This is a genomic window from Paenibacillus endophyticus, assembly GCF_014192395.1.
In the GTDB taxonomy this organism is placed as follows: Bacteria; Bacillota; Bacilli; order Paenibacillales; family Paenibacillaceae; genus Pristimantibacillus; species Pristimantibacillus endophyticus.
Map to the genome: position 1 here is coordinate 78,927 of NZ_JACHXW010000019.1, position 23,606 is coordinate 102,532.

Annotated in this window: 26 protein-coding genes; 20 read left to right on the forward strand and 6 right to left on the reverse strand. The window is 50.3% G+C overall.

Annotated features, from left to right (window positions below):
• Positions 1-21: 21 nt before the first annotated feature.
• Complete coding sequence (locus FHS16_RS24240) at positions 22-237, reverse strand: hypothetical protein (RefSeq protein WP_183569005.1); 216 nt, start codon at positions 235-237, stop codon at positions 22-24.
• Positions 238-376: 139 nt separating this feature from the next.
• On the opposite strand from FHS16_RS24240, the gene FHS16_RS24245 reads away from it, so the two are divergent.
• From FHS16_RS24245 to yunB, 4 genes are all read left to right on the forward strand, one after another.
• Positions 377-1,837, forward strand: coding sequence for a sensor histidine kinase (locus FHS16_RS24245; protein WP_183569007.1), 1,461 nt, complete (start codon positions 377-379; stop codon positions 1,835-1,837).
• A gap of 10 nt (positions 1,838-1,847) precedes the next feature.
• The gene (locus FHS16_RS24250) at positions 1,848-2,540 is read left to right on the forward strand and encodes a response regulator transcription factor (protein ID WP_183569009.1); all 693 of its coding nucleotides are present in this window, start codon (positions 1,848-1,850) and stop codon (positions 2,538-2,540) included.
• Positions 2,541-2,676: 136 nt separating this feature from the next.
• The gene (locus tag FHS16_RS24255; protein ID WP_183569011.1) at positions 2,677-4,197 is read left to right on the forward strand and encodes an S-layer homology domain-containing protein; all 1,521 of its coding nucleotides are present in this window, start codon (positions 2,677-2,679) and stop codon (positions 4,195-4,197) included.
• Between the two features lie 373 nt (positions 4,198-4,570).
• Positions 4,571-5,686 carry a sporulation protein YunB gene (gene yunB / locus FHS16_RS24260; protein ID WP_246431932.1) on the forward strand — a complete coding sequence of 372 codons (1,116 nt, stop codon included), beginning with the start codon at positions 4,571-4,573 and terminating at the stop codon, positions 5,684-5,686.
• Between the two features lie 69 nt (positions 5,687-5,755).
• On the opposite strand, the gene FHS16_RS24265 is transcribed toward yunB, so the two are convergent.
• On the reverse strand, positions 5,756-6,760 hold the full coding sequence (locus FHS16_RS24265; RefSeq protein WP_183569130.1) for a M23 family metallopeptidase: 1,005 nt from the start codon (positions 6,758-6,760) through the stop codon (positions 5,756-5,758).
• Between the two features lie 234 nt (positions 6,761-6,994).
• On the opposite strand from FHS16_RS24265, the gene lipA reads away from it, so the two are divergent.
• Both lipA and FHS16_RS24275 read left to right on the forward strand, forming a co-directional pair.
• Entirely contained in the window at positions 6,995-7,939 is a 945-nt protein-coding gene (gene lipA, locus FHS16_RS24270) for a lipoyl synthase (protein WP_183569013.1), read from the forward strand.
• Positions 7,940-7,965: 26 nt separating this feature from the next.
• The gene (locus tag FHS16_RS24275; RefSeq protein ID WP_246431934.1) at positions 7,966-8,691 is read left to right on the forward strand and encodes a YutD family protein; all 726 of its coding nucleotides are present in this window, start codon (positions 7,966-7,968) and stop codon (positions 8,689-8,691) included.
• Positions 8,692-8,719: 28 nt separating this feature from the next.
• Here FHS16_RS24275 and FHS16_RS24280 read toward each other — a convergent pair whose 3' ends face one another.
• Both FHS16_RS24280 and spoVV read right to left on the reverse strand, forming a co-directional pair.
• On the reverse strand, positions 8,720-9,517 hold the full coding sequence (locus FHS16_RS24280; RefSeq protein ID WP_183569015.1) for an NAD kinase: 798 nt from the start codon (positions 9,515-9,517) through the stop codon (positions 8,720-8,722).
• Positions 9,518-9,616: 99 nt separating this feature from the next.
• The gene (spoVV, locus tag FHS16_RS24285) at positions 9,617-10,627 is read right to left on the reverse strand and encodes a dipicolinic acid transporter SpoVV (RefSeq protein ID WP_246431935.1); all 1,011 of its coding nucleotides are present in this window, start codon (positions 10,625-10,627) and stop codon (positions 9,617-9,619) included.
• Between the two features lie 495 nt (positions 10,628-11,122).
• Between spoVV and FHS16_RS24290 the strand changes: the two genes are divergently transcribed.
• Together FHS16_RS24290 and FHS16_RS24295 are read left to right on the forward strand one after the other, a co-directional pair.
• Complete coding sequence (locus FHS16_RS24290) at positions 11,123-11,512, forward strand: globin domain-containing protein (RefSeq protein WP_183569017.1); 390 nt, start codon at positions 11,123-11,125, stop codon at positions 11,510-11,512.
• A 4-nt stretch (positions 11,513-11,516) separates the two neighbouring features.
• Positions 11,517-12,257 carry a DUF2225 domain-containing protein gene (locus FHS16_RS24295; protein ID WP_183569020.1) on the forward strand — a complete coding sequence of 247 codons (741 nt, stop codon included), beginning with the start codon at positions 11,517-11,519 and terminating at the stop codon, positions 12,255-12,257.
• 8 nt (positions 12,258-12,265) lie between these two features.
• On the opposite strand, the gene FHS16_RS24300 is transcribed toward FHS16_RS24295, so the two are convergent.
• Positions 12,266-12,496 (reverse strand): hypothetical protein, encoded by a 231-nt coding sequence (locus tag FHS16_RS24300; protein WP_183569022.1) that lies wholly within the window; start codon positions 12,494-12,496, stop codon positions 12,266-12,268.
• Positions 12,493-12,663, reverse strand: coding sequence for a YycC family protein (locus tag FHS16_RS24305; protein ID WP_183569024.1), 171 nt, complete (start codon positions 12,661-12,663; stop codon positions 12,493-12,495). Before FHS16_RS24305 ends, FHS16_RS24300 begins: the two co-directional genes overlap by 4 nt.
• Positions 12,664-12,776: 113 nt before the next feature.
• On the opposite strand from FHS16_RS24305, the gene FHS16_RS24310 reads away from it, so the two are divergent.
• The 12 genes from FHS16_RS24310 (at position 12,777) to FHS16_RS24365 (ending at position 23,603) form a co-directional block, all read left to right on the forward strand.
• On the forward strand, positions 12,777-14,561 hold the full coding sequence (locus FHS16_RS24310) for a M3 family oligoendopeptidase (RefSeq protein ID WP_183569026.1): 1,785 nt from the start codon (positions 12,777-12,779) through the stop codon (positions 14,559-14,561).
• Between the two features lie 225 nt (positions 14,562-14,786).
• Positions 14,787-15,680 (forward strand): NAD(P)-dependent oxidoreductase, encoded by an 894-nt coding sequence (locus FHS16_RS24315; protein WP_183569028.1) that lies wholly within the window; start codon positions 14,787-14,789, stop codon positions 15,678-15,680.
• 87 nt (positions 15,681-15,767) lie between these two features.
• Entirely contained in the window at positions 15,768-16,439 is a 672-nt protein-coding gene (locus FHS16_RS24320; protein WP_183569030.1) for a CBS domain-containing protein, read from the forward strand.
• Positions 16,436-17,236 (forward strand): pyruvate, water dikinase regulatory protein, encoded by an 801-nt coding sequence (locus FHS16_RS24325; RefSeq protein WP_183569032.1) that lies wholly within the window; start codon positions 16,436-16,438, stop codon positions 17,234-17,236. Before FHS16_RS24320 ends, FHS16_RS24325 begins: the two co-directional genes overlap by 4 nt.
• Positions 17,237-17,270: 34 nt before the next feature.
• Positions 17,271-17,669, forward strand: a complete 399-nt coding sequence (gene ndk / locus FHS16_RS24330) for a nucleoside-diphosphate kinase (protein ID WP_183569034.1) — start codon at positions 17,271-17,273, stop codon at positions 17,667-17,669.
• 20 nt (positions 17,670-17,689) lie between these two features.
• A complete protein-coding gene (gene fsa, locus FHS16_RS24335) occupies positions 17,690-18,331 on the forward strand; it encodes a fructose-6-phosphate aldolase (protein ID WP_183569036.1) in 642 nt (213 codons plus the stop codon).
• A 148-nt stretch (positions 18,332-18,479) separates the two neighbouring features.
• Positions 18,480-19,646 (forward strand): P-loop NTPase family protein, encoded by a 1,167-nt coding sequence (locus FHS16_RS24340; RefSeq protein ID WP_183569038.1) that lies wholly within the window; start codon positions 18,480-18,482, stop codon positions 19,644-19,646.
• Positions 19,633-20,871, forward strand: a complete 1,239-nt coding sequence (locus FHS16_RS24345) for a TadA family conjugal transfer-associated ATPase (RefSeq protein WP_183569039.1) — start codon at positions 19,633-19,635, stop codon at positions 20,869-20,871. Before FHS16_RS24340 ends, FHS16_RS24345 begins: the two co-directional genes overlap by 14 nt.
• A complete protein-coding gene (locus tag FHS16_RS24350) occupies positions 20,868-21,737 on the forward strand; it encodes a type II secretion system F family protein (RefSeq protein WP_246431936.1) in 870 nt (289 codons plus the stop codon). The genes FHS16_RS24345 and FHS16_RS24350 overlap by 4 nt, the downstream gene beginning before the upstream one ends.
• A 16-nt stretch (positions 21,738-21,753) precedes the next feature.
• A complete protein-coding gene (locus FHS16_RS24355) occupies positions 21,754-22,638 on the forward strand; it encodes a type II secretion system F family protein (protein ID WP_183569041.1) in 885 nt (294 codons plus the stop codon).
• A gap of 26 nt (positions 22,639-22,664) precedes the next feature.
• Positions 22,665-22,850, forward strand: coding sequence for a Flp1 family type IVb pilin (locus FHS16_RS24360; RefSeq protein ID WP_183569043.1), 186 nt, complete (start codon positions 22,665-22,667; stop codon positions 22,848-22,850).
• An 18-nt stretch (positions 22,851-22,868) separates the two neighbouring features.
• Positions 22,869-23,603, forward strand: coding sequence for a TadE/TadG family type IV pilus assembly protein (locus FHS16_RS24365; protein ID WP_183569045.1), 735 nt, complete (start codon positions 22,869-22,871; stop codon positions 23,601-23,603).
• The last annotated feature ends 3 nt before the right edge of the window (positions 23,604-23,606 follow it).

Below are 23,606 nucleotides of genomic sequence, written 5' to 3' on the forward strand. Positions count from 1 at the left end.
CTGACACCGTTTTTGCTGTGTTCATCGTTTTCTCAGTACGAAAAATTCGCAATCCTTGCGGTTGTGATAGGCGATATCGCTTACCCCGGACTGGGTTACGATTATGCTATCGTCAAATCGCACGACAAGCGAGCTTGCGTCGATAAGCTGGTTGTTTTGAAACACGCGAATGCGCTGCTGCTGCTCAAGGACCTCTTCAAAATCAAGATCGGTGCTCAGTCGTCGGTTGATAGCCATCGTTAAGCTCCTTTGTCAAAGGAATAATATTATTAGTCTATCGCATGCGGTCATGCGTTGCAAAGTCTCTTTGTCGCCTCGACCCATCCTATGTTACATTGTAAACACGAAAGATGAACACCAAGAAGGAGCGACAAGCATGTCTATACGTATTCGGCTGCTGCTGTCTTACACGTGCATACTCATCGTAACCATCGTTTTGTTTCTTGCTGCCGCGCTTCTTTTCGTGGTTGCAATAACAGGTGATGTACGGAGCGTTAAGGACTTTTACAATATCCATTATTCCGTAAACCCGCTAACGGAGCAGGAGGAGACAATCTTTCTCGACCTCAAGTATATGGCCAAAAACGAACCGGATTCCCTGCTGGATCAGGAGCTGCTTAATCAATATAATTACAAGCTTCGCGCAGAGCAGGCGGAGCTGTTCATTCGAAAAGAGGATAAGCAGCTCTATTCCTCATTGTCCGTGAAGCAGCCAGCCTTTATGGAGCATCTGCCTGATTACGAAATGGAGAATAACGCGATTCGGAATACGCTCCAAATCGGCGAGCACTTCTATGCGTATGCCAAATTTGATTTTTATTTTCCTGACCGCTCGAAGGGCAGCGTGCTAGTCGTGCGCGAGCGAAGCCCGTTCGCGGAAATTGTGCGGACGCTGCTTCCTATTGTTCTAGGCGTGCTGTTTATCGTCCTGCTGCTCATGAATGTGCTGCTCTACTACTTCTTGACGCGCAGCATCGTTAAGCCGCTTGAGCTGCTTCGGAAATCAACGGAGCGAATCACAGCGGGCAATCTTTCCTTTGAGCTCCATGCGGAAGGTAACGATGAGATCGCCAAGCTGAGTGAAGCATTCGAGGTGATGCGCGGGAAGCTGAAGCAGTCCGTGGAGAAACAGCTGCAATACGAGCATAACCGCAAAGAGCTGATCGCGAACATTACGCATGATCTGAAAACGCCGATTACCTCGATAAAAGCGAGCATTGAAGGCATTCGGGACGGCGTGCCGGATACGAAGCAGAAGATGGAACGGTACGTGAATACGATTCTGACCAAGGCCGATGACATGGATCAGCTCATTGATGAGCTGTTTCTCTACTCTAAGCTGGACTTAAAGCAGCTGCCTTTTACATTTGAGCCGATTAATTTGGGACACTTCATTCAGGATTATGCGGAGGACCTGCAATTCGACCTGCAAGAACAAGGCATACAGCTGGAATGGAGCATCGATACCTCGCCTGATTCGAACGTGCTGGCCGACCGCGATAAGCTGAAACGGGTTTTAGTGAACATCATGGACAACTGCGTGAAATATATGAAGGCATCGCCGAAAAAAATCTCAATTACGCTGCAGCCTGAGCAGGGGCAGCTCTGTCTAACGATTCGCGATAACGGACCGGGCATTTCGGAGGAGGCCGTTCCGTTTGTGTTTGAGCGGTTCTTTCGCGAGGATTTGTCCCGCAGCAGCCAAACCGGAGGTAGCGGGCTTGGACTAGCGATTGCGAAGCAAATCATTGAGGGACATGACGGCTCCATATACGCGGAAAGCAAGCTTGGGGCAGGCACCTCAATCATCATTGTACTACCGCCTGCCAAGCAATAGGAGGACGCCAATGACGAAGATATTAATCGTGGAAGATGAAGTGACGATAGCCGAGGTCGAGAAGGATTATTTCGAGCTGCACGGCTTTTCGGCGGACATTTGCTTGAATGGAACAGATGGCCTGCGTGCTGCAATAAACGGTCAATATGATCTCATCGTGCTTGATCTGCAGCTGCCAGGCATGGACGGGTATGAGCTATGCAGGCAGATTCGGGCCGAAAAGGAGGTCCCGATACTAATCGTATCCGCCAAGAAGGAAGAGATCGATAAAATTCGCGGCTTAAGCCTTGGCGCCGATGACTATATTACGAAGCCGTTTAGCCCAAGCGAGCTTGTCGCTCGCGCGAAGGCGCATTTGCAGCGCTATCAGCGCCTGATCGGCAAGCGCGAGACGAAGGGCTCGGAGAAAATCAGCATTCGCGGCTTGCAGATTGATGCCGGCTCGCGCCGTGTTTACGTGAACGGCAGCGAGGTGCAATTCACTGCGAAGGAGTTCGATCTGCTCTCTTTCCTAGCGCTTAATCCAAATCATGTATTCAGCAAGCAGGAGCTGTTCGAGCAGCTGTGGGACATGGATTCGCTGGGAGAAATCGCTACCGTGACCGTTCATATTCGCAGGCTGAGGGAGAAGATTGAGGCGGACCCATCAAACCCGCAATATATCGAAACCATATGGGGTGCAGGCTATCGCATGACCGTATAGAAGGATTGGAAGTGATCGTTTCGGAAAAGTTTCGCGGCTGTTTATCTTTTGTTAATGTTTTGTTTGCTCGGGGTTTATTTTTGTGCTTTATCATGAGTGTAAGTTAATCAACAGCATTCATGAGGAGGAAACAAAGATGAATTTCGTTTCGAATAAGATGGCAGCAATCGTATTAGCAGCAGCAATCGGGGCTTCGGCTCTTGCAACGGGGCCAGTGAATGTATGGGCAAGCAGCGGAACGCAGGCAACGGCCGCAGGGCTTGGCTTTCAGGATATAAATGAGGACGGCGCTTCTTCGGCAGCCATTCAAGAACTATTGAAGCAAGGTGTAATGAACGGCTATGGAAATGGTCTGGTCAAGCCGAATGCGGCAGTAACGCGTGCGGAGCTTGCCAAGCTGGTCGTGACAGCCCTGGGATTGCCGATTAACGCGGCTCAGCCCGCGGGAGTTACGGATCTGGCGGCGGGCAAATGGTATCATGATTACGTCGCAACGCTAGTTAACCTAGGCGTGATGCTACCCGAAGGAGGATTGCTGAAGCCAAATGAGCCGGCAACCGCAGAGGAGCTTGCAGGCGTAGTCTCGAAGGCGTTGAAGAGGGATGTTGCTTCCGTTCAATACTGGGCGAAAAATGTTGGCGTAAAGGCTGAATCGGTGACGCGCGGCGAACTAGCGCAGCTAGTCGTCACATCGCAACAGGCGAAGCCTTCGACGGATGCAACCGTTGCAGAGATCAAGGTGCTAAACACGATCACGCTTGAGATCACTTTCTCTGAGCCGCTGACGCCGGAGGATGCGGCACTTGATCAAGCATTGAAAAACTTCAGCTTCAGCAATGGACTCACTATGCTTAACGTGCCGCAGCTTAAAACGGGCTCTATCTCGACCTACATCGTGCCAACCTCTCCGCAGAAGGCGGAAGCATCCTATGACCTGACCTATAAAGGTAAATCGGCAGGTTCATTCGTAGGCAGCGGCGAGAAAATCGAAATGAGCAGCGCCGGCCAAGTTTCGTTTGATACGTTCGAGGTTGAATCGGAGTTGTCCAAAGGCGTGACGGATTACGGAAATGTCATTTCAGCCTACTCGGTTGGCAGAGCAGCGATCGCCTTTGTACTGAATGAGAATAACCAATACAACGGGAATACGTATGAGATCATTTCTTCCATGCGTGCCAAGCAGGTAACGATTACGCCAGAGGGCGGTGCGCCGATGCAGGCGACATATGTCTTATTCACGCAAGCGACCGATGGCCGCCAAGCGCCTAAATTCCGGCTGCCTGCCGGTTCCGTATTGACACCGGGCGTTAAATATACGGTAACCTCGGAATGGTCGAATATCGCGAACGGCACTTTTGTTGCCAAAGAGATCGCACCGCTGGAGCTCGCTTCGGCAAAAGCGTTGAATGACAGCTCGCTTGAGCTTACGCTGAAGGAAGATCCGAAAGACGAGCTGTTTGCGGTTCGGAGCATTGAGCTGACGGGCACGGACGGCAGCAAGCTGACCGCGGCTTATAAGCTGACATCACGCAAAGGGGCAACGGGTATTTTTGAGCTTGCAAGCGGATCGAAGCTGGCAGCGGGCATGACGTATAAAGTGAACGCCGTTTCGGGCTGGGCAACGGGAAGCGATATTGCAGTCACATTGTCCGAATAATTACATTCAAGGTGCTTCAACAAGGCAGGCCGATTGCGGCTTGCCTTTTTTGTGCTGATATAGGTTGTCAACTCTCATGATGCGAGTACTCATGAATCCAAGTATTCATGCTGTCAACTCTCATGATGCGAGTACTCATGAATCCAGTATGCGTGTTGTCAACTCTCATCATGCGAATCTTATGAATTCAGCTCTATGCTGCCAGCTCACATTATGCGAGGTCTTATGAATTCAATTTTTTAACTGTCAGCTTCATCATGTCCGCTTTCATGAAATCCGTTCACATGATGGCTGCCTGCTTATCTTCTTTTTTGGCCAAGTTCCGCATAAGTATGGGTAATGGCTGCGAGCCGGAATGCGGGAGGGGATCGGATTGGCGAAATGGGGAAGGAGAGGCTGGCGGTTCAGGCCGTTTGGCGGAAGCCGGATGCTCGGATCAGGCCGACCGTTCTCACGGGTTAAGGCAGTGAGCTGGGGAAGCCGCGGCAGCACGTCCGCATCGCGCCCGGCACCGAAGAAATGGGGTACACGGGGAAGTTCGAGCAGCAGCAGGCGGCCCGTGCTTAATTTTGGCGGCTCCAGAAGCAAGAGCAGTGGCAGCTCAGGCGGAGCATGGGGAGCGAGACCGGCAAGGCCAAGGATCAGGCGCAGGACGATATTCATCATTACATTGGTCGTGATGATGGTGTTTACCATACAATCTTTTGTTTATATCGAACGAAACCTGCGTCCGCCGCTTATGAACATCGCGAAGATTAGAGTGAAGCAGGTAGCAACGCAGGCCATCAATAAAGCGATAACGGAGCAGGTAGCAAGCCGCTCAGAAACAGATAAGCTCATTGATTGGAAAATGAACAGCAATGGCAAAATATCCGGCTTCATGCTGAATTACGCTGAGCATATGAGCATTACCTCGCAAACGATCAATACGGTGCAAGCGACTTTGAACGACATGAAGGATATTCCAGAGCATATCCCGATCGGCCATGCGCTGAACAGTGCCATTATCTCTTCATTCGGACCGCGGGTCCCGGTCAAGTTCGAGCCCGTTGGCGCCGTAAAGGTAGATCTCAGCACACGGCAAAAAGATGCAGGCATCAACATGATTCTGGTTGAGGTGTACATTCGGATCATAGCAGAAGTAACGATTATTATCCCGTTTGACACCGAGCCGGAAATCGTCGAAACGGATATACCGATTTCCTATTTGCTCGTTGTAGGCGACGTACCTATGTATTATTACGACAACACGGGCAAGCCAGTTGGGGATTCGGCTGCGCAGGCTCCTAATATTTCGGTTCCATTAGGCCAAGGAAACGGCAGCGGCGTGACGGCGAATCCTCAGAACAGCGGAAATGAAGAGGATTCTAACTCGGGAGCAGCAGGCGCCGAAGGCGCGACAGAAGGATCGAACGAGTCGGAGGGGCATTCCAATAACTCGGGCAATGTCGAAAGCAATGCAGGCGATGCGGCAAGCGGCGGGGAATAGCCGTTAATAAAAAACGACTTTATTGTCCGCTGTGAAGGGCGGACGATAAAGTCGTTTTGGCATGGCGGATTATTTCCCTGAGCGAATCCGCTTGCGTTCAGCTTGCTCCCAGCGGCGCAGCATCGGATAAGGATCGAACGACCACTCCATAAGGCCCCGATCACTGTACACGCCATAATGCAGATGAGGCGGAAATTTCCCTGAGGTGCCCGGCTTTCCGTACCCAGAGCTTCCGACCCAGCCAACCACCTGGCCTGGCTTCACGATATCGCCGGTGCTGATCGTTTTGTCAAAGCCGGAAAGATGTGCGTAATAATGATAAAAGTTGTTGAGATCGCGAATGCCGATCCGCCAACCACCGTAAGGATTCCAGCCTTTTACCTCGACGATGCCGTAGCACACGCTCCGGACGGGCAACCCGTGGTCTGCGAATATATCGGTCCCCTCATGGGTTCGTCTGCCGCCCCAGCTCCGGCCCGTCCCCCATGTGCTGTTATACGAATAATGGGTGCCAATAGGAACGGGAAAAGCATGCTCGAACAAATCAAGCTTCCCGAAAGCAGCGTATATACGGGCAAACTGCTGGATGCGCTGCACGGCACGGTTATTCTGATAATATTCCCATAAGCCTATCGAAAAGTCGTCATCGGAGATGCCGTAAGCGGCAACACGGCTTACGAGTGAGTACAGAAGATCGTCGTCACTCGTACGGTCTGCCTGGCCATTGCCGTCCCCGTCGCGGCCAATACCATTGAAAAAACGAATGGAAGCTGGCGAGCTGTCCTCCGAGTTCGGGTTCAGCATGCCTGCCCAGCGCTCCGGATCGATAAATACGCCAACCGTGCTTCCGAGCATAGGCCTTGCCTTCGGTTTTACCTTTGACATCGAGCGTTCATATTGATCGATTGCGGCGATCCAGTACCAAGGCACATCGGTAAACAAGCTTAATTTCTCATATAACGATCTTCTTATAGGCAAAGGATCTGTCTCGGCAGCTGCCATTCGGTCAGCGTTTTTTCCAATCCGGCTCATGATCGCAGGAGAGGCTTTAGCGTTGCTGACCGGAAGAGCCATGAGCAGCAATGCTGCGATTAATGCTGCGGCAATAGGTATAGTCAGTTTCAAACGTCTCACCCTTCCAAAAGCATGACAGTTATGACGTTATCGTTTGCAAATGAATCGTTTTTATGCGAAATCGGTTCGCATTGGAAACGAAATGCCGAGAAAGTGCTATTTTTTATGGAAACATGTTATAATAACCCCATGAGTTTAGGAACGATAAATGAACTTGAAAGCAGGTAATCCCTTATGAAACAACAAGAAACGCTTAAAAAGCCTGACTGGCTTCGCATAAAATTAGCGACAGACGGCAACTATGCCGAAATTAAAAATATGATGCGCACCAAAACATTACATACGGTATGCGAGGAAGCACGCTGCCCGAATATTTATGAATGCTGGTCGAACCGTACGGCTACATTTATGATATTGGGTGATATTTGCACGCGCGCATGCCGTTTCTGCGCGGTCAAGACCGGCATGCCGACTGAGCTCGATCTTGACGAACCGGAACGCGTGGCGGAAGCGGCGGAGCAGATGAATTTGCAGCACTGCGTAGTTACTTCGGTTGCTCGCGATGATTTGAAGGATGGCGGCGCCTCTATTTTTGCAGCTACGGTACACGCGATACGCAAGCGTATGCCATTTTGCCGCGTAGAGGTATTGATTCCCGATTTTCTTGGCAATAAGGATGCGCTTCAGATCGTCATGGATGCCAATCCGGATATTCTGAACCATAACGTGGAAACTGTAGAGAGACTCTCGGATCGCGTCCGTGCAAAAGCGAAATACAGCCGTACCATGGAACTGTTAAGCCGTGCCAAAGAAATGAAACCCAAAATTCCAACGAAATCAAGCATTATGCTTGGCGTAGGCGAAGAATGGGATGAAATTTTGCAGACGATGGATGATCTTCGCGCGAACGACGTGAATATTTTGACATTGGGTCAATATTTGCAGCCTTCGCCGAGCCATCTGAAGGTCGTACGATATGTCCACCCAGATGAATTCGCAAAACTAAAAGAAGAAGGGCTGAAGCGCGGTTTCAGGCATGTTGAATCCGCACCATTAGTACGCAGCTCTTATCATGCACATGAGCAGACCGATTCGGCACACGCAGCAATTGCTGCAGATACCGTAGAAGCGGGATATGACCGTGAGATTCCCTCCGGTGCTTGCTCGAGCAGCTTGTAACTGACGCTCAAGATGAGGTGGAAACCATGGCTTTGATTCATATCGGCGGAAAATCATATGAAATCGTACAAGAAAATAGAAATGGCTGGAATCCTGAGGCATTTCGCGATCGATACAGTGAAGTATTAGAGCGTTATGATTATATTGTAGGAGACTGGGGCTATAGCCAGTTGAGGCTCAAAGGCTTCTTCCGCGACAACCACCAGAAAGCGACCAAGGATAGCAATCTATCCAGCATGTCTGATTATATTAATGAATATTGCAATTTTGGCTGCGCGTATTTTATTCTCGAGAAAACGATAAGCACGCAGCGGGAGCCTGAGGATTACGATCTGGATGCCGATGATCATCGGCCGCGTCTTGATGCGGCTGACCTTCTCGCAGCAGTTGCGGGCATGGCAGACGCAGAGGGTGGCGTGGATCTCGACAACACGGAAGTCGCAACCGCAAAGGAAGAAGTCTCGCATCCTACGCATGAGCGTCATAGCCGCCACCATAACCGTGAGAATCGGCATAGAAGCTCAAACCGCAGCAGCCACGAGAGCAAAGGCGATTCAGCAAACGCAGCGAGTGAAGGCAAGAACAACGAGCAGCAGAGCAGCGGCAAGCGCGAGCAGCAGCGGAAGGGCGGATATAAAGGAAATGATCACCGCGGTAAAAAGCCGTTCCGGCTTGCAGCCAACGAAACCGCGGCGGCTTCGACTTCTTCAGAACAGAATAGACCGCAAAAAAAAGACACGGAACGCCATTAATATGGCGCTTCGTGTTTTTTTGTTTGATTTAACGTACATCGTAACCGAGAAACGCTTCACGCACTCGATTCCAGAAAGGGAATGGACGATAACGGGCAAAGCTGACCTTGCGGCTTGATACACTGCAGCGTATGGAGAGTATATCGCTGCGCATAATGCTGACGTGATCAATGGTAAGCTGAAGGCGCTGTTCTTTTTTTGAGATAATGTCGCAATGATGATGCTGCGGGAGCAGCACGGATGAGCCTAACGTACGGTATACGCGATTGTTGATCGAAGCAATCTCAGCGATTTGCAGCGATTCGATGGACGGATGGACGATAGCGCCGCCCAAGCTTTTGTTGTACGCTGTGCTTCCTGAAGGAGTGGAGATTACGATACCGTCACCGCGGAACATCTCGAACATCTCATCATTAATATTAATTTGGGCAACGAGGGTTCCGTCTACGCCCTTGAGTGTAAATTCGTTCAAAGATAGGTAATGACGAGATTCGGTCGGTGTCTCCAGCTCAATCTCCGCAAGCGGGTATCTGACAATATGCGGAGTTTCTTCCGCCATCATCTTGACAAGCTCATCAAGCTCATCTGCTTGCCAATCCGCGTAGAAGCCGAGATGTCCGGTGTGAACGCCAACAAAAGCAACATCCGTTATTTGGTCGACATATTTATGGAAAGCGAGAAGCAGCGTACCATCGCCTCCGATGGAGATGACAATTTCAGGTGCATCATCATTCCGAGCGAAGCCGCGCTCCGCAGCCAATGTATGAAATTTCTCTGCCAACGATTTGGATAAAGCGTCGCCTCGATCAATTACCGCATACTTCAAAATAAATCTCCTTCCGAGCACCATAGTACTTTAGATGATAAAGGAAATTGTGTATAAATTCAATGCGCCGCGGTGCTTCGACAGCGAAATCATACCGGCTCAAGGACCGAGCCATCCCCAAAGCACATACACAAGCGCCATTGCGATCAACCCATGCAGAAACCGGGCGTACAGGAAAGGGCGATATCTAAGATCGGTTTTGCTTAGCAGACTAGCGATTTGGGCATGAACGGAAAGACCGGCCCATGACAGCACCCAAGCGGCTATTGCAGCTTGATGCAAAAGTCCAGTTCCGGCTGTTCCTGCGGAACGCGCTCCAAGCGTAACTTCGAATAAGCCGTAAATGCCCGCATCGGCAAGCAGCCTAGGCAACCCAACCATTTGAAATAGGAATCGGAGAGCTTCGGTCATCGCCTCTACGATACCGGCGTGGGTGAGCATTTCCATGACAACGGAGAAAAAAACGACAAGCCCGCCTACAACGATCATGAGCCGAAGCGCGGATTGAATAGAGTCCTGCACGAGTTTGCCTAAATCTCTGCCGTCAAGCAATCTTGCTTCGTGCATCGCTTTGAGCGCTTCTGATACAATAGATGGCTTGCGCTTACGTATGCCGGCAGCCGTATTGACGTTCTTTTTGGGGGAGGATGGGAGTGCTTTTCGGTCATGGAACCGCATGAGCAATCCAATGATCAGTCCTCCGCCGTAATGAGCGGCAGCAAGCACAGGAGCAAGAGCGACGTTATGAAAAAAACCGACGGAAACGGCGCCAATCAAAAAGATCGGATCGGATGTCGTAGTGAAAGCGACAAGCCGCTCACCTTCCGCTCGATTGATAAGCTTTTGCTCCCAAAGCTGGGCAGTAAGCCTGGCTCCAACGGGATAACCCGAAATGTAACCCATAGCCACTACGAAACCGCCGATGCCTGGAAGACGAAATAAAGGGCGCATATAAGGGTCCAGCAGCTTTCCGAAAAAATGGACAATTCCGAAACCAAGCAGCAGCTCCGATATGACGAAAAAAGGAAATAGAGCCGGGAAGAGCACCTGCCACCAGATCGATAAGCCTCGAAGCGAGGCGCCTAGCGTTTCGGTGGGAAAGATCGTCATAAGCAGTGCGATCACGAGCGCGCTAAAGGCGGTAACGGATAATGGGTGGATGAAGGTTCGCAGCAGATTGACCGCCTCCTATTGGACTGTAAAAGAATGCCCCCTCTTCAAAGACAAGGACGGTACAACCCCTCTTACACTTATATGTCCGAAGATGGACATCCATCACTTAAGGCGGATGAAAATAAAATCAACATAAAAAGAAAACGCTTGCAAAACACTGGATTCCTGTCATTTTTATGGTACAATAGAATTACCTTTGAAACGGTTGGAGTGATGAGTATGAGTATAATCGCTGGCATCTTGGTATGTGCTTTCGTCTATGTCATTCGAGAATCTCTTACAGCGCCTGGGGAAGAGGACTATGAGGGTTGATGGGTAATACGCACTATATGATGGAGCCCGCATTCGAAATTGCGGGCTTTTTTTTATTTCCGGTAAAATTATTTTTATGATATAATACTAATTACCTACAAATTGGAGATGGTTTTGACGATGAATAGGAATATAAGCCTTTATGAAACGATAGGCGGAGCTGAGACTTTAAGACTAATTGTAGAGGCTTTTTATCCGAGAGTACAAGCACATCCCTTGCTTGGGCCTTTGTTCCCGGAAGACATCCTGCCGGTAATGGACAAGCAGTACTTATTTCTCACTCAATTTTTCGGTGGACCTTCTTTGTATTCAGACGAATATGGGCATCCGATGATGAGAGCAAGGCACTTGCCGTTTCCCATTACGCCAGAGCGTGCGGAAGCATGGCTGGACTGTATGCGGAAAGCGCTGCAAGAGGTAGGCATAGAAGAAGAGCTTCAGCTCGTTGTCATAAATAGACTATCCGGACCAGCACATCATTTTGTTAACACATCTGAAGAGGAGACGTGATCGTATGGAACCGCTCTACCAATCCAAGATCGAATGCATCTGCTGTGAGCACATATTTATGACATCTCGCGTAAGACCAAGCTTCAAAAGAGCAGCCAGCGTGGACTCTGACTTTTGCGGATATTATAAATCGGAAGTGAACCCGGATTATTATGTTGTACGGGTTTGCCCGAATTGCGGCTATGCTACGACAGAAAACGGGATTGAGCGGTTGAACGATCAACAAAAGAAGCAATACAACGAGAAGATCGGCGTGCGCTGGCAGAATCATGATTACTGCGGTGAGCGTGATGCAAGTCAGGCAATGGCGACCTATAAGCTTGCGCTGCTATCCGCTCAGGCTGTTGGGGAGAAAGACCGCATTCTTGCGGGGATTCTGCACCATATTGCTTGGCTTTATCGTTATGAAGGAAATCAAAGCGATGAGAAGCGTTTTCTGCGCTTTGCGCTTCAAGCTTACATACGGGTCTACGAGGCAGAAGGCATTGCCTTAAACAATGCGAAGCTGATGTTCTTAATCGGGGAGCTGAATCGCAGAATTGGCGAAGTAAACGATGCGGTAAGATGGTTTTCACGCGTCGTGAACGATAAAAAAATTGTGGACGGCGCGATGATTCGCGCGAGTCGCGAGCAATGGCAGCTGATTCGCGAGGAGATGGAAGCCAGATCGAAAAACCCATCCGGCGACCATTCTCCAAGCGATCATCTAAGCCTGTCGGAGCATGCAGTGTCTACATCCGCTTAGAAGGGCGACTAGCGAAGTACGCGGTCGGTCAACAAATAGTCTCGGTCTGCGTCAATGATCGTCACTTTGTTTCTGCAGCATGGGAATACGAGTAAGCGTTTCATGCCGCCCTGAATGTCTGGAATCTCAGCGGGCTTAACGGGAAGAAGCACATTCTCTGCGGAGCAGAATGGGCAGCTTGAAACGTAAAGATCGCCCATTATGATGTCATAAGGCCATGCTTTTTCGAACGGAATCATACTTTCTTATCGCTCTCGGGAGCTGCTTCCGCATCAGGCTTGGCCAACTCGGCAAGCTTCTGCAGCAAGATATGCCGGGGCATATGCATTAAGTGCTCAATCGGTACGCCAAGCTGCTCCGATAACTTCACAGCGGTATCAGCGGAAATTTGCAACGGTTTAGACATGGTGAAATTCCTCCAATCTGGATATAATTAAGTTATACACTGCCAAGAAGGTTTGCGCAAATAAAAACGCAGCCGTCGCTTGGCTTTTTTTGTGGAGGAAAGGATGGTAGCAAATGGATAAGGGTTATCCGAAAAGCTGGAATTTAGATGTGTTATACGAAGGCGGCTCAAGCTCTGCTGCTTTTCAAGAGGAACTGAGGGGCATTGACGAGGACATCGTAAAGCTGGATGCGATGCTGCTGGACGGCACGGCCTCAGCTATACCGCTTATTGCGGAAATGACTGATCTTCTGCAAAGCGTGATTATTAGGTTAAGGGAATCGGAATCATTTGTTTCATGCTTACTGGCGCAAGACATCAAGGATTCCGCTGCCAATGCGCGAGGCGACCGCGTAAAGACGCTAGGCGCGAAGCTGCTTGGCGTGCTTACACGGTTCGATAATGTGCTGCGCGGACTGGATGATGAAGCATGGCTGGCGCTGCTTCAGAATGAAAAGCTTGCAGAGGTCGCGTTCAACTTGGCTGAACGCCGTGAGCTGGCCAAGCAGAAGATGGCCCCTGAGCTTGAGGCATTGGCAGGAGATCTAGCTGTCGACGGCTATCATGGCTGGGGTGATTATTACAACGTAATCGTGTCTCGGGCGAAGTTCAAGGATACCGATAAGGAAGGGAAAACGACGATCTTATCTGCGGGTCAAATGCATAACCGCCTGTCTGACGGTGACCGCGAGGTACGTAAAGCGGCATTTGCGGAATGGGAACGCGAGTGGTCGGAGCAAGCGGATTTATGCGCGGAAACATTAAACCGCATTTCCGGCTTCCGGCTCAAGCTATATGATAAACGAGGATGGGGCTCGGTACTCAAAGAGCCGCTGCAGATGAATCGCATGAGTGAAACGACGCTTGGAGCGATGTGGGAAGCGATTCAGGAGAGCAAGCAGGTGCTTGTTGCTTATCTGGCTCGCAAGGCGAAGCTGCTCGGCGTGGAAAAGCTTGATTGGCATGACGTAGAGGCTCCTATCGGTTCAGCGACGAAGACGATACCGTATGACGAAGCGGCTGCTTTTATTGTAGAACAGTTTCGTTCGTTCAGCCCTGAGCTTGCGGATTTCTCGCAGATGGCATTCCGAGACGGCTGGATCGAAGCAGAGGATCGACCTGGGAAGCGCCCTGGCGGGTTCTGCACTTCCTTTCCCAAAAGCAGCCAAACCCGTATATTCATGACCTATTCAGGCAGCGCTTCGAATATTTCAACGCTTGCTCATGAGCTTGGGCATGCCTACCATCAGCATGTAATGAATGATTTGCCTGCATTATCTCAGGAATATGCGATGAATGTAGCGGAGACGGCGTCAACCTTCGCGGAGCTTATCGTATCCGACCGCGCGTTCAAGGCAGCAACGGAAAAGGAAGAAAAGCTGGGCTTGCTCGAAGACAAAATACAGCGCTCGGTTGCTTTTTTCATGAACATCCATGCGAGATTTTTATTCGAGACCCGTTTCTATGAAAAGCGACGCCAAGGCTTGGTATCCGTTGAAGAATTGAACGCGCTGATGGAGGAAGCGCAGCGTGAAGCCTATTGCGATATGCTTGGTGAGGCGCATCCGCATTTCTGGGCGTCAAAGCTGCATTTCTACTTAACGGATGTGCCGTTCTACAACTTTCCATACACTTTCGGATATTTGTTCAGCGCCGGCATTTATGCGAAGGCGCTAAAAGAGGGCCCTGATTTCAAAGAACAATACGTTGCTTTGCTCCGCGATACAGGAAGAATGACCGTTGAACAGCTGGCTGAGGCGCATCTTGGCGTAAATGTGGAAGAAAAGGATTTTTGGCGCGATGCCGTTGCTCTTACTGCCGTTGACGTTGAGCAATTTATTGCCATGACGGATGAATAAGCGTAATTGAATGACAAGCGAGCAACCGGACAGCCGGAGACGAAGGAGCAATCCTGTCTCTGGCTGTTTTTTTTGACGTATAGGAAAGTATATGGGTTTGCTCCTACTTTCTCTATACGTTACGCTAAAACGATGGCGTCTATTGAAACGACGCCGTCAGGCGTTTCTTCTTAATAAAATGGATACAATGAAGCTAAACCAAACAAAATGAGAGGCGGAATCGAAATGACAGAGCAAGCGGTTAATCAAGAGAGCGTCATCGGATTTATAGGGACAGGCATTATGGGGGCAAGCATGGCGGGGCATTTGCTTGAGGCCGGTTATCGCGTGAACGTATATAACCGCACGAAATCACGGGCAGACGGGTTGGTAACAAAAGGAGCTGTTTGGAATGAGTCGCCTAAGGCGGTAGCTGAGCAGTCGGATATCATCCTCACGATGCTTGGGTACCCGGCGGATGTAGAGGAGGTTTATTTGGGAGAATCGGGCTTGCTGCGTCAAGCGCGCCCAAATGCGGTATTGATAGATATGACGACATCCAGCCCATCGCTTGCTAAGCGATTGGAGCTTGAGGCTCTAAGCAAAGGGCTGAGAGTGCTCGATGCGCCAGTATCTGGCGGTGATGTTGGAGCGAAGGAAGCGAGATTATCCATTATGGTCGGAGGCGCGGCGGAAACCTTTGAAGCGGTCCTTCCGTTGTTTGAGCGAATGGGCAAAAATATCGTGCACCAAGGCGGAGCTGGTTCCGGGCAATTCACCAAGATGTGCAATCAGATCGCGATCGCATCCAATATGATCGGGGTAAGTGAAGCACTCGCATATGCCAAGCGCTCTGGGCTGGATCCTAACAAGGTGCTGAAGAGCATTGAGACAGGCGCGGCTGGCAGCTGGTCGCTTTCGAATCTGGGGCCGCGCATCATTAAAGGGGATTTTGCTCCGGGTTTCTACGTTAAACATTTCATAAAGGATATTAAAATCGCAATCGAGTCCGCGGAAGAAATGGGGCTGACACTGCCTGGGCTTGCGCTGGCACGTTCGTTGTACGAGCAGGCAATCGAGCAAGGAAATGAAAATAATGGTACGCAGGCGTTATATAAAGTGATTTTCAAAGAAGAGTAATCCTATTTATTGTACACATATCTTTAATATGATATATTAATTATAGAATAATAGTACTAAATAAACCAATTATGACTCACAAATAGAATGGAGGAGAGTCCGATTCAATTATCCTCTCGGCAATTGGAGCTTCTTGAGCTTGTGAAGAGGCATGCGCCGATTACCGGTGAACAATTAGCAGACAATCTGGGCGTAAGCAGACCGACTCTGCGCTCGGATTTATCGCTTCTCGTCATGCTGGGTTTGCTTGACGCGAAGCCTAAGGTCGGGTATTTCCTAGGCAACTCCTACCGAACGAACCGAGAGCCGCTGCAGCAGCTCAACACGATGAAGGTTAGGGAGGTACAGGGCGTTCCCGTTAACGTGCCTGACTACTTGTCCGTGCATGACGCCGTCATTACGTTATTTACAGAGAATGCGGATACGCTTCTTGTGGTCAATGAGCAGAAGCGGTTTGTCGGCATCGTCACGCCTAAGGATTTGCTCAAAATAACGCTAGGAAACGCCGGCGCTGCAGCAATCCCCGTCAGTATGGTGATGACCCGCTATCCCAATATTGTGACGTTGATGCCTGACGACTCCGTAATGGACGCGATTCGAAAAATGTCGCTCCATCAGGTGGATTGTCTGCCGGTCATTGTTCCAAGGGAGGAGCAAACGGCCGATCCAGAGGTTACCGGATGGGTGTCGAAATCGAATATCATACGTCTGATGGCGGACATTGCGATGGATGGGGAATTGGGGGAGCCAGAGTTATGACACAGCAAATTATTTACGTATGCTCCGATGCCGTCGGTGAAACTGCGGAAGCGGTAGCTAAGGCGACCTTGCGCCAATTCGCCTCCGAGCAGGTGAAGATCAAGCGCTACGGCCATATCAAGTCGGAGGATGAAATATTGCGCATTGTTGCTGAGGCCGTAAGCACAGGCGGTTTTATCAGCTATACGCTCGTGCAGCCAGAGCTGCGGGAGCTGATGAAGGAAGAAGCGCTTAGGGTCGGCGTGCGGGCCGTCGATGTGATGGGACCGATGATGCAAGCTTATGTGGACACGTTTGGCAGCTTTCCGAAGCGCGAACCAGGACTTCTGCATTCGATTGATGATGCCTATCACCGCCGAATGGACGCTATTGAATTCGCGGTCAAATATGACGATGGCAAGGACGCGCGAGGCTTTGTGCAGGCGCAGGTCGTATTGATCGGCGTGTCACGGACGTCGAAAACACCGTTAAGCATCTTCTTATCCCATAAGGGAATCAAAACGGCTAACCTGCCCTTGATGCCGGAGGTTAATCCGCCAGAGGAGCTTAAGCCAGCCCCCGGCCGGTTAATTATCGGGCTCACGATGCAAGCCGAGCACTTGCTTGAAATTCGCTCCGAGCGCTTGAAGACGCTGGGACTTCCGGCTTCCGCCCAATACGCGACGCGTGAGCGGATTCAAGAGGAGCTGGATTACGCGGAAGCCGTTATGAAATCATTGAATTGCCCGGTTATCGATGTCACCAATCGAGCTATTGAAGAAACTGCAGGCATTATTACTGAATGGCTTAACAAATAAATGGCTATACCGATAGAGACAAGGGGGATTCTAAATGGATAGAACGTTTGTAATGGTTAAACCCGATGGTTATGCTCGCGGCTTAGTAGGTAGGATTGTCGCACGTTTCGAAGAGAAGGGCTTTAAGCTAGTGGATGCAAAGGTTATGCAGCTCTCCAGAGAGCATGCGGAGCATCATTACGAGCATTTGCGGGCAAAGGTCTTTTTTGATGAGCTGGTAGATTTTATCGTTTCAGGACCGATATTCGCTATGGTATGGGAAGGCAAGGATGCGATTAAAAATGCGCGTTCGCTTATTGGAGCAACGAATCCGTCTGACGCGCTTGCGGGAACGATTCGCGGGGACTTTGCGATCGACGTTGCAAGCAACATCATCCATGGTTCGGATTCGATCGAAAGCGCGGAGCGTGAAATCAAACTTTTTTTCCAATAATCAAAGGGAGATGACCGGTGATGAAATTTTTCTTGGATACAGCGAACGTAGAGGAAATTAAGCGTATTGCCAAGCTAGGGCTCGTTGACGGGGTAACGACCAACCCTTCGCTCATTGCGAAGGAGGGGCGGGATTTTAAACAAGTCATCCAAGAAATTTGCAGCATCGTATCCGGGCCGGTCAGCGCTGAGGTTATAGGAACGAAGGCGGACGACATGCTTAAGGAAGCTTTTGAAATCGCGGAATGGGCTCCTAATGTTGTGATTAAGCTGCCTCTTACTGAGGATGGCTTGTATGCAGCGCACGCGCTATCGGAGAAGGGGATCCAAACGAACGTTACTCTCGTTTTTTCGGCGGCTCAAGGGCTCATGGCAGCAAAAGCAGGAGCGACCTTCATTAGCCCGTTTGTCGGAAGGCTGGATGATATTGGCGTAGAAGGGCTTAAGTTGGTTCGCGATTTGAACGCCATTATTCGTAACTATGGATATTCAACTGAAATCATCGTAGCGAGTATCCGCCATATTGGCCATCTGGAGCAGGCTGCTATCGCAGGCGCGCATATTGCAACGATACCGGGCTCGCTGCTGCCTTCGCTGTGGAAGCACCCGCTTACCGATATCGGAATCGAGAAGTTTCTTAGCGATTGGGAGAAGCAGAAGTGAAATCCTTAGTTGACGAATAGAATCAGGGTATGGTAAATTTTATACAAAGTTAAAGATCACACACGGAAGCACCGTATAAGGACGCAGCTAGCTGCGCCTTCTACGGTGCTTTTTTTGTGTTTCCTTAGCTGAAGGGAGGAATGCTTGGATGATGAAATACCAGCTGGGAGTAGCTGTAAGCGACACGGAATACTTGCGGCGTCTAGCCGATTACATCCGAGACAGCAAGTATAGCGAGCAATGGCAGATTGTTGCTTTCACCCATTCAGAGGCATGCAAACGGTACGTTAAGCAGGGATACAAGCTGGATATGCTGATTGCTCAGCCGGTGCTGCTGGCAGAGATCAAGCCGATGCTTCCGAAGCTGACCGTTATCGCGCTCGTGCTTGCATTTGGTGAAAGTACGGAGGAGCATGAGCTCCAGCAATATCAGCCGCTCCCGCGGCTGCTGCAGCGCATGTCGGAGATTCATGCCCGATCAAAAGTGTTGCCCGGTCAAGCTCCAACATTAGAGGATAGGGCTGCAGGAACGCGGGTGCTCGCGGTATGCTCCGCTTCCGGCGGTACCGGGAAGACGGGGCTCGCGCTTCATATCGCGCATGCGGCAAGCTTGCATCGATTCCGAACGTTTTACCTAAATCTGGAGCGTTGGAATTCCTCGGAATCATGGCTTGGGACAAATCGCGGCGAGGATTTCCAAAAGCAAGAGGCACGAAAGGAGGAAGGCTTATCTGAGCTGCTTTACTGTCTGAAGACGCAGTCTGGCCAAGCTGGGAAATGGCTGCTGGAGCATCGGAAACGCGATGCCCTTCTAGGCGCGGATTATTTAGCGCTATGTACCAATCTAGAGGATCGCTTAACGCTGAATGAGGAGGATACGGCTTGGCTGCTTGATGCGATCTCCGCAAGCGGGCAATACGATTTGATTATCGTCGACATGGACAGTGACCTGGACGGCACGCATATAAGTGTGTTCGAGAAATCGAACCTTGTTCTATGGGTATCGAATAGTTCTGCATCCGCGAGGCAAAAGCAAAACATGGTACTGCGCTACGGTGAGCAGAAATGGGATGAGCGCTTCACGCGGATGCTTGGGAAATTCACATACGTTGATAATCAAGCTATCAGCAATCAAACGGTTGGCATTCGGGAAATGGCAGAGGGAGACCCCGCCAGCTTCCAAATGCCAGAAATTGCAGATTGGCGAGGGGCGAGCGACGTAAAGCTGCTGTCATCGCCATTATACCGGGCAGCGGCCGATCAGCTGTTCAAGCAGCTCTTCTTGGAGGGAGAGGGAATGATTGCCGAGCGATGAAATCGTATTGAAGCTGAGGGATAAAATCCGGTCAAAGATTGATTTCAGCGGTTCTTTGTCCGATGAAAGCTTGCTGCAAATCGCGGAGGAGACGGTATTCGACTGGTGTGCGAGCAATCCGTTAACGGCAACTGGGAAAGTCAAGCTGGTGCGCAGGCTGTTCCACTCCTTCCGCGGACTTGATATTTTACAGCCGCTTATGGAGGATGCTTCGATCAGCGAAATCATGATCAATCATCATGCGGAAATTTTTGTGGAAAGGAGAGGCGAAATGTCCTTGCAGCCTGTTTCCTTTGAGAGCAGGGAGCGGCTAGAGGATTTGATCCAGACGGTGGTAGCCAGTGTAAACCGTGTAGTCAATGAGTCGTCGCCTATCGTAGACGCGAGGCTGAAGGATGGCTCAAGGGTGCATGTCGTGCTTCCTCCTGTTGCGCTTAAGGGTCCCTGCATGACCATTCGTAAGTTCCCAGATAAGCCGCTTGCGATGGAGGAGCTGGTAGGGCTTGAATCATTATCAGGTGAAGCGGCAGCATTCCTAAGTGAGCTCGTCGAGGCGCAATACAATATGTTTATCAGCGGAGGAACGGGGACAGGCAAAACGACTTTTCTTAATGCTCTGTCGCAGTTCATTCCATCGGATGAGCGAATCGTTACCATCGAGGACTCGGCAGAGCTGCAAATTCGCTCCATTCCGAATCTTGTCTCCTTGGAAACACGGAATGCGAATACGGAAGGCAAAGGCGAGATCACCGTACGCGATTTAATTCGGGCTTCGCTGCGCATGCGGCCGAGTCGGATCATCGTGGGGGAGGTGCGGGGCGGAGAGGCGCTGGATATGCTGCAAGCCTTGAATACTGGCCATGCCGGAAGCATGTCTACCGGCCATTCGAATGGTGCGAAGGACATGCTCGCCCGGCTTGAGACGATGGCACTTAGCGCAGCGGAACTGCCTGTAGCCGTCATTCGGCAGCAGATTGCTTCAGCTATTGATATTATCATTCATTTATCGAGATTCCGTGATAAATCGCGCAGAGTATCGGAAATATGCGAAGTCATGGGAATGGCTGATGGTGAAATATTGCTTAATCCTTTGTTTTATTTTGAAGAGAAAGGCGAGCATGGGGGGAAGGTGGCAGGCGGGCTGAAACGAACAGACAACGCTATTGTTAGACAGGACAAGCTGATCATGGCTGGAAGAAAGGGCAAGGGGGAGGCTGCGCTATGAGAATGGCTAACGGCATCTCCAAATCTACAATTCAGCAGAGTTTATCTGGGAGAAAGCAGCGTTTTCTATATTGGTGCGGCTGGGAAAGTGAACAAATTTTGGCGAGTATTCGCGCAGGAAGAGTATTGACGAACTACGGGCAATACCATCTAAGCCGAAAACAGTTTTTACTGACAGCAACGGCAGCATCTTTTCTTTTGTATGCAGCGATCTATCTATTCTATCACTCCGTTTCAATGTCGCTAGCCGTATCGGCATTCGGCATAATCGCGCCGCGCTATCGGCGCGGAGCATTGCTGCGTGAGCGAAAAGAGCGATTGAAGCTGCAATTCAAGGAAGCATTGTTCTCGCTAACCTCCTCGCTTGCAGCGGGTCGCTCGATTGAAAATGCTTTTCTGGCATCCCTTGATGATTTGTTGCTTTTGTATCCGAACGCAAGAACAGAGCTATTGATTGAATTTCAGATCATACGGTTTCGTTTAGAAAATGCGGAGCCGATTGAATATGCCTTGCGTAATTTTGCGGATCGGGCGGGGATTGATGAGATCACCCAATTCGTTGATGCGCTCGGTGCCTGCAAGCGTTCAGGAGGGGATTTACTCGAGATAATGAAGCGGACGGCGGTTATTATTGGCGAGAAGTTGGAGATTGAACAAGAAATATCCGTAATGGTTGCCCAGAAGAGATTCGAGGGACGGATTATGATGGCTGTGCCTTTTGTTTTCCTCGCCTTTTTAAGCTTAGCAGCGCCTGACTACATGGCACCTTTATATAAGGGAGCCGGCTACCTGCTGCTGACAGTTGCGCTGGTGTTGTTGTTGGCTTGCTTTTGGCTTATGGCAAAATTGATGCGGATTCAAATGTAGCGAAAGGAAGGGAGAAATGGCTGCCGCGATAGCTTCGTTTACGCTTGTCGGAGTTTGGGTTTATTGGGCGGGAGTGGGCACGCTGCATGCACTCTGGAAGCAACTTGCAGGGAAGAAGCAGCGAGACGGAATGACGAGTGAGGCATGGAAGCAGCTGGGCATGACTGATCCCTTTTTGCGCATGCTGGAGCGGTATAAGGTATTTGATTCCTTGCATCTGCCAATGGGAAGCTTTCATATGAGACTTCTTCTGTTAATGGAAAACGGATGGACGATAGAGCAATCGAAAAAGCAGGCTGCAGGTGCGTTAGGCATGGGCTACGCCGCATTAACGGCCTGTGCATGGCTTAGTTTTCTTGGACAAGAGCCTTTGCTGCTCGTGGTAGGAGCCATATTCGGCATCGTTCTTGCACTTCGGCCATTCGTAGAAGCGGGAAGAAAGGTCGAGCAGCGCAAGCAGCAGATGATCATCGAGCTGCCGGGCATGCTGAGCAAGCTGATGCTGCTTGTAGGCGCGGGTGAGACTGTGCAGCAGGCGCTTGCTAGGTCACTTGAAGGGAAGCAAGTGAACCTACATCCCTTATACAAGGAATGGAGCGAGGCTGTTTCGATGCTGCAGAACGGCCAGTCGTTCAATACGGCGATGGAACGATTTAACCGGCGCTGCTCGGTACAGGAGGTATCCGTTTTTACAACTGTACTGCTGCTCAATTACCGAAGAGGGGGAGAGCATTTCGTGCTCGCCTTGCGGGAGCTGTCTTATACGCTTTGGGAGAAGCGCAAGGCGATTGCAAGATCGCGCGGGGAGGAAGCTTCCTCGAAGCTTGTATTTCCGCTTGTTGGCATTTTGTTGGTGCTCATGATTCTGGTCGCCGCGCCAGCTGTTCTGCTCATGTCTTAATTTGATAATAGAGAGGAAGAGGAAAAATGAATTCGTTAGCAAAATCCGTTCGTTCGTTTTGGAAAGAGGAAGAGGGTCTTGGCACGCTGGAAATTATTCTGATTATTGCGGTTGTCATTATTATTGCCCTGTTGTTTAAGGACTGGATCATCGAATTAATCGAGCGTCTGATGGGCAAGGCGGACGATGAGGCGGATAAAATTTTTAGTTAGCAGGCGAGGTGCAAGCGTATGGGAAAGCAAAGGTATCGGGAGAGACTGCTGCAGGGGCTAAGAAGGGAACAGGGCAGCTTTACGCTGGAAGCCACGATTGTTTTTCCAATGCTGCTCGGACTTATTCTGTTATTTATATTGTTCGGTATGTATATGTACCAGAAGGTTGTCCTTTATTACGCTGCGTCCTCAACTGCGGAACGCGCTGCCTTTAGTTGGGATAACAGCTTCCGAATGGCTAGAAGCGGGATGCTGAGCGAGCCTGTCTATGATGGCTTGTATTGGCGGATAGGCGATGACGAAATGCTTAGCAGCTTGTTCAGTATCGGCAGCGTAGGCTCGCCGGCATCTGTCGGGCTCCCGGTTGAAGGAAAGGCCGATACCGTCAATGGTGATTTGTATGATCGCAAATTAGTAAAGTCGGCTCAGTGGATGGGAGAAGCCTCTTTGACCTATGAAGGGCAAATGATCTATTCGCGGGCCGTTCTGAAGCGAATGGTTGAGGTTAAGCTTAAGTCTCCTTTTTCGAATGGGAGAGCCGCGTCCAGTTGGTGGAGACGTGAGCCCAAAACCGTAGCGTCTGCCTCGATCACAGATCCGGTTGAATTTATAAGAAGCATTGATCTGACACGTTACTATTCAGCAAGATTCGCTAATCGGGCAGGAGGTGCTGGCCAGGCCAAGCAGCAAGCGGGTAAGGTTCTCGCTCCTTATGCCGAGGCTTCAAATGCCGGCAAGCCAAAGGGGACGTAACGA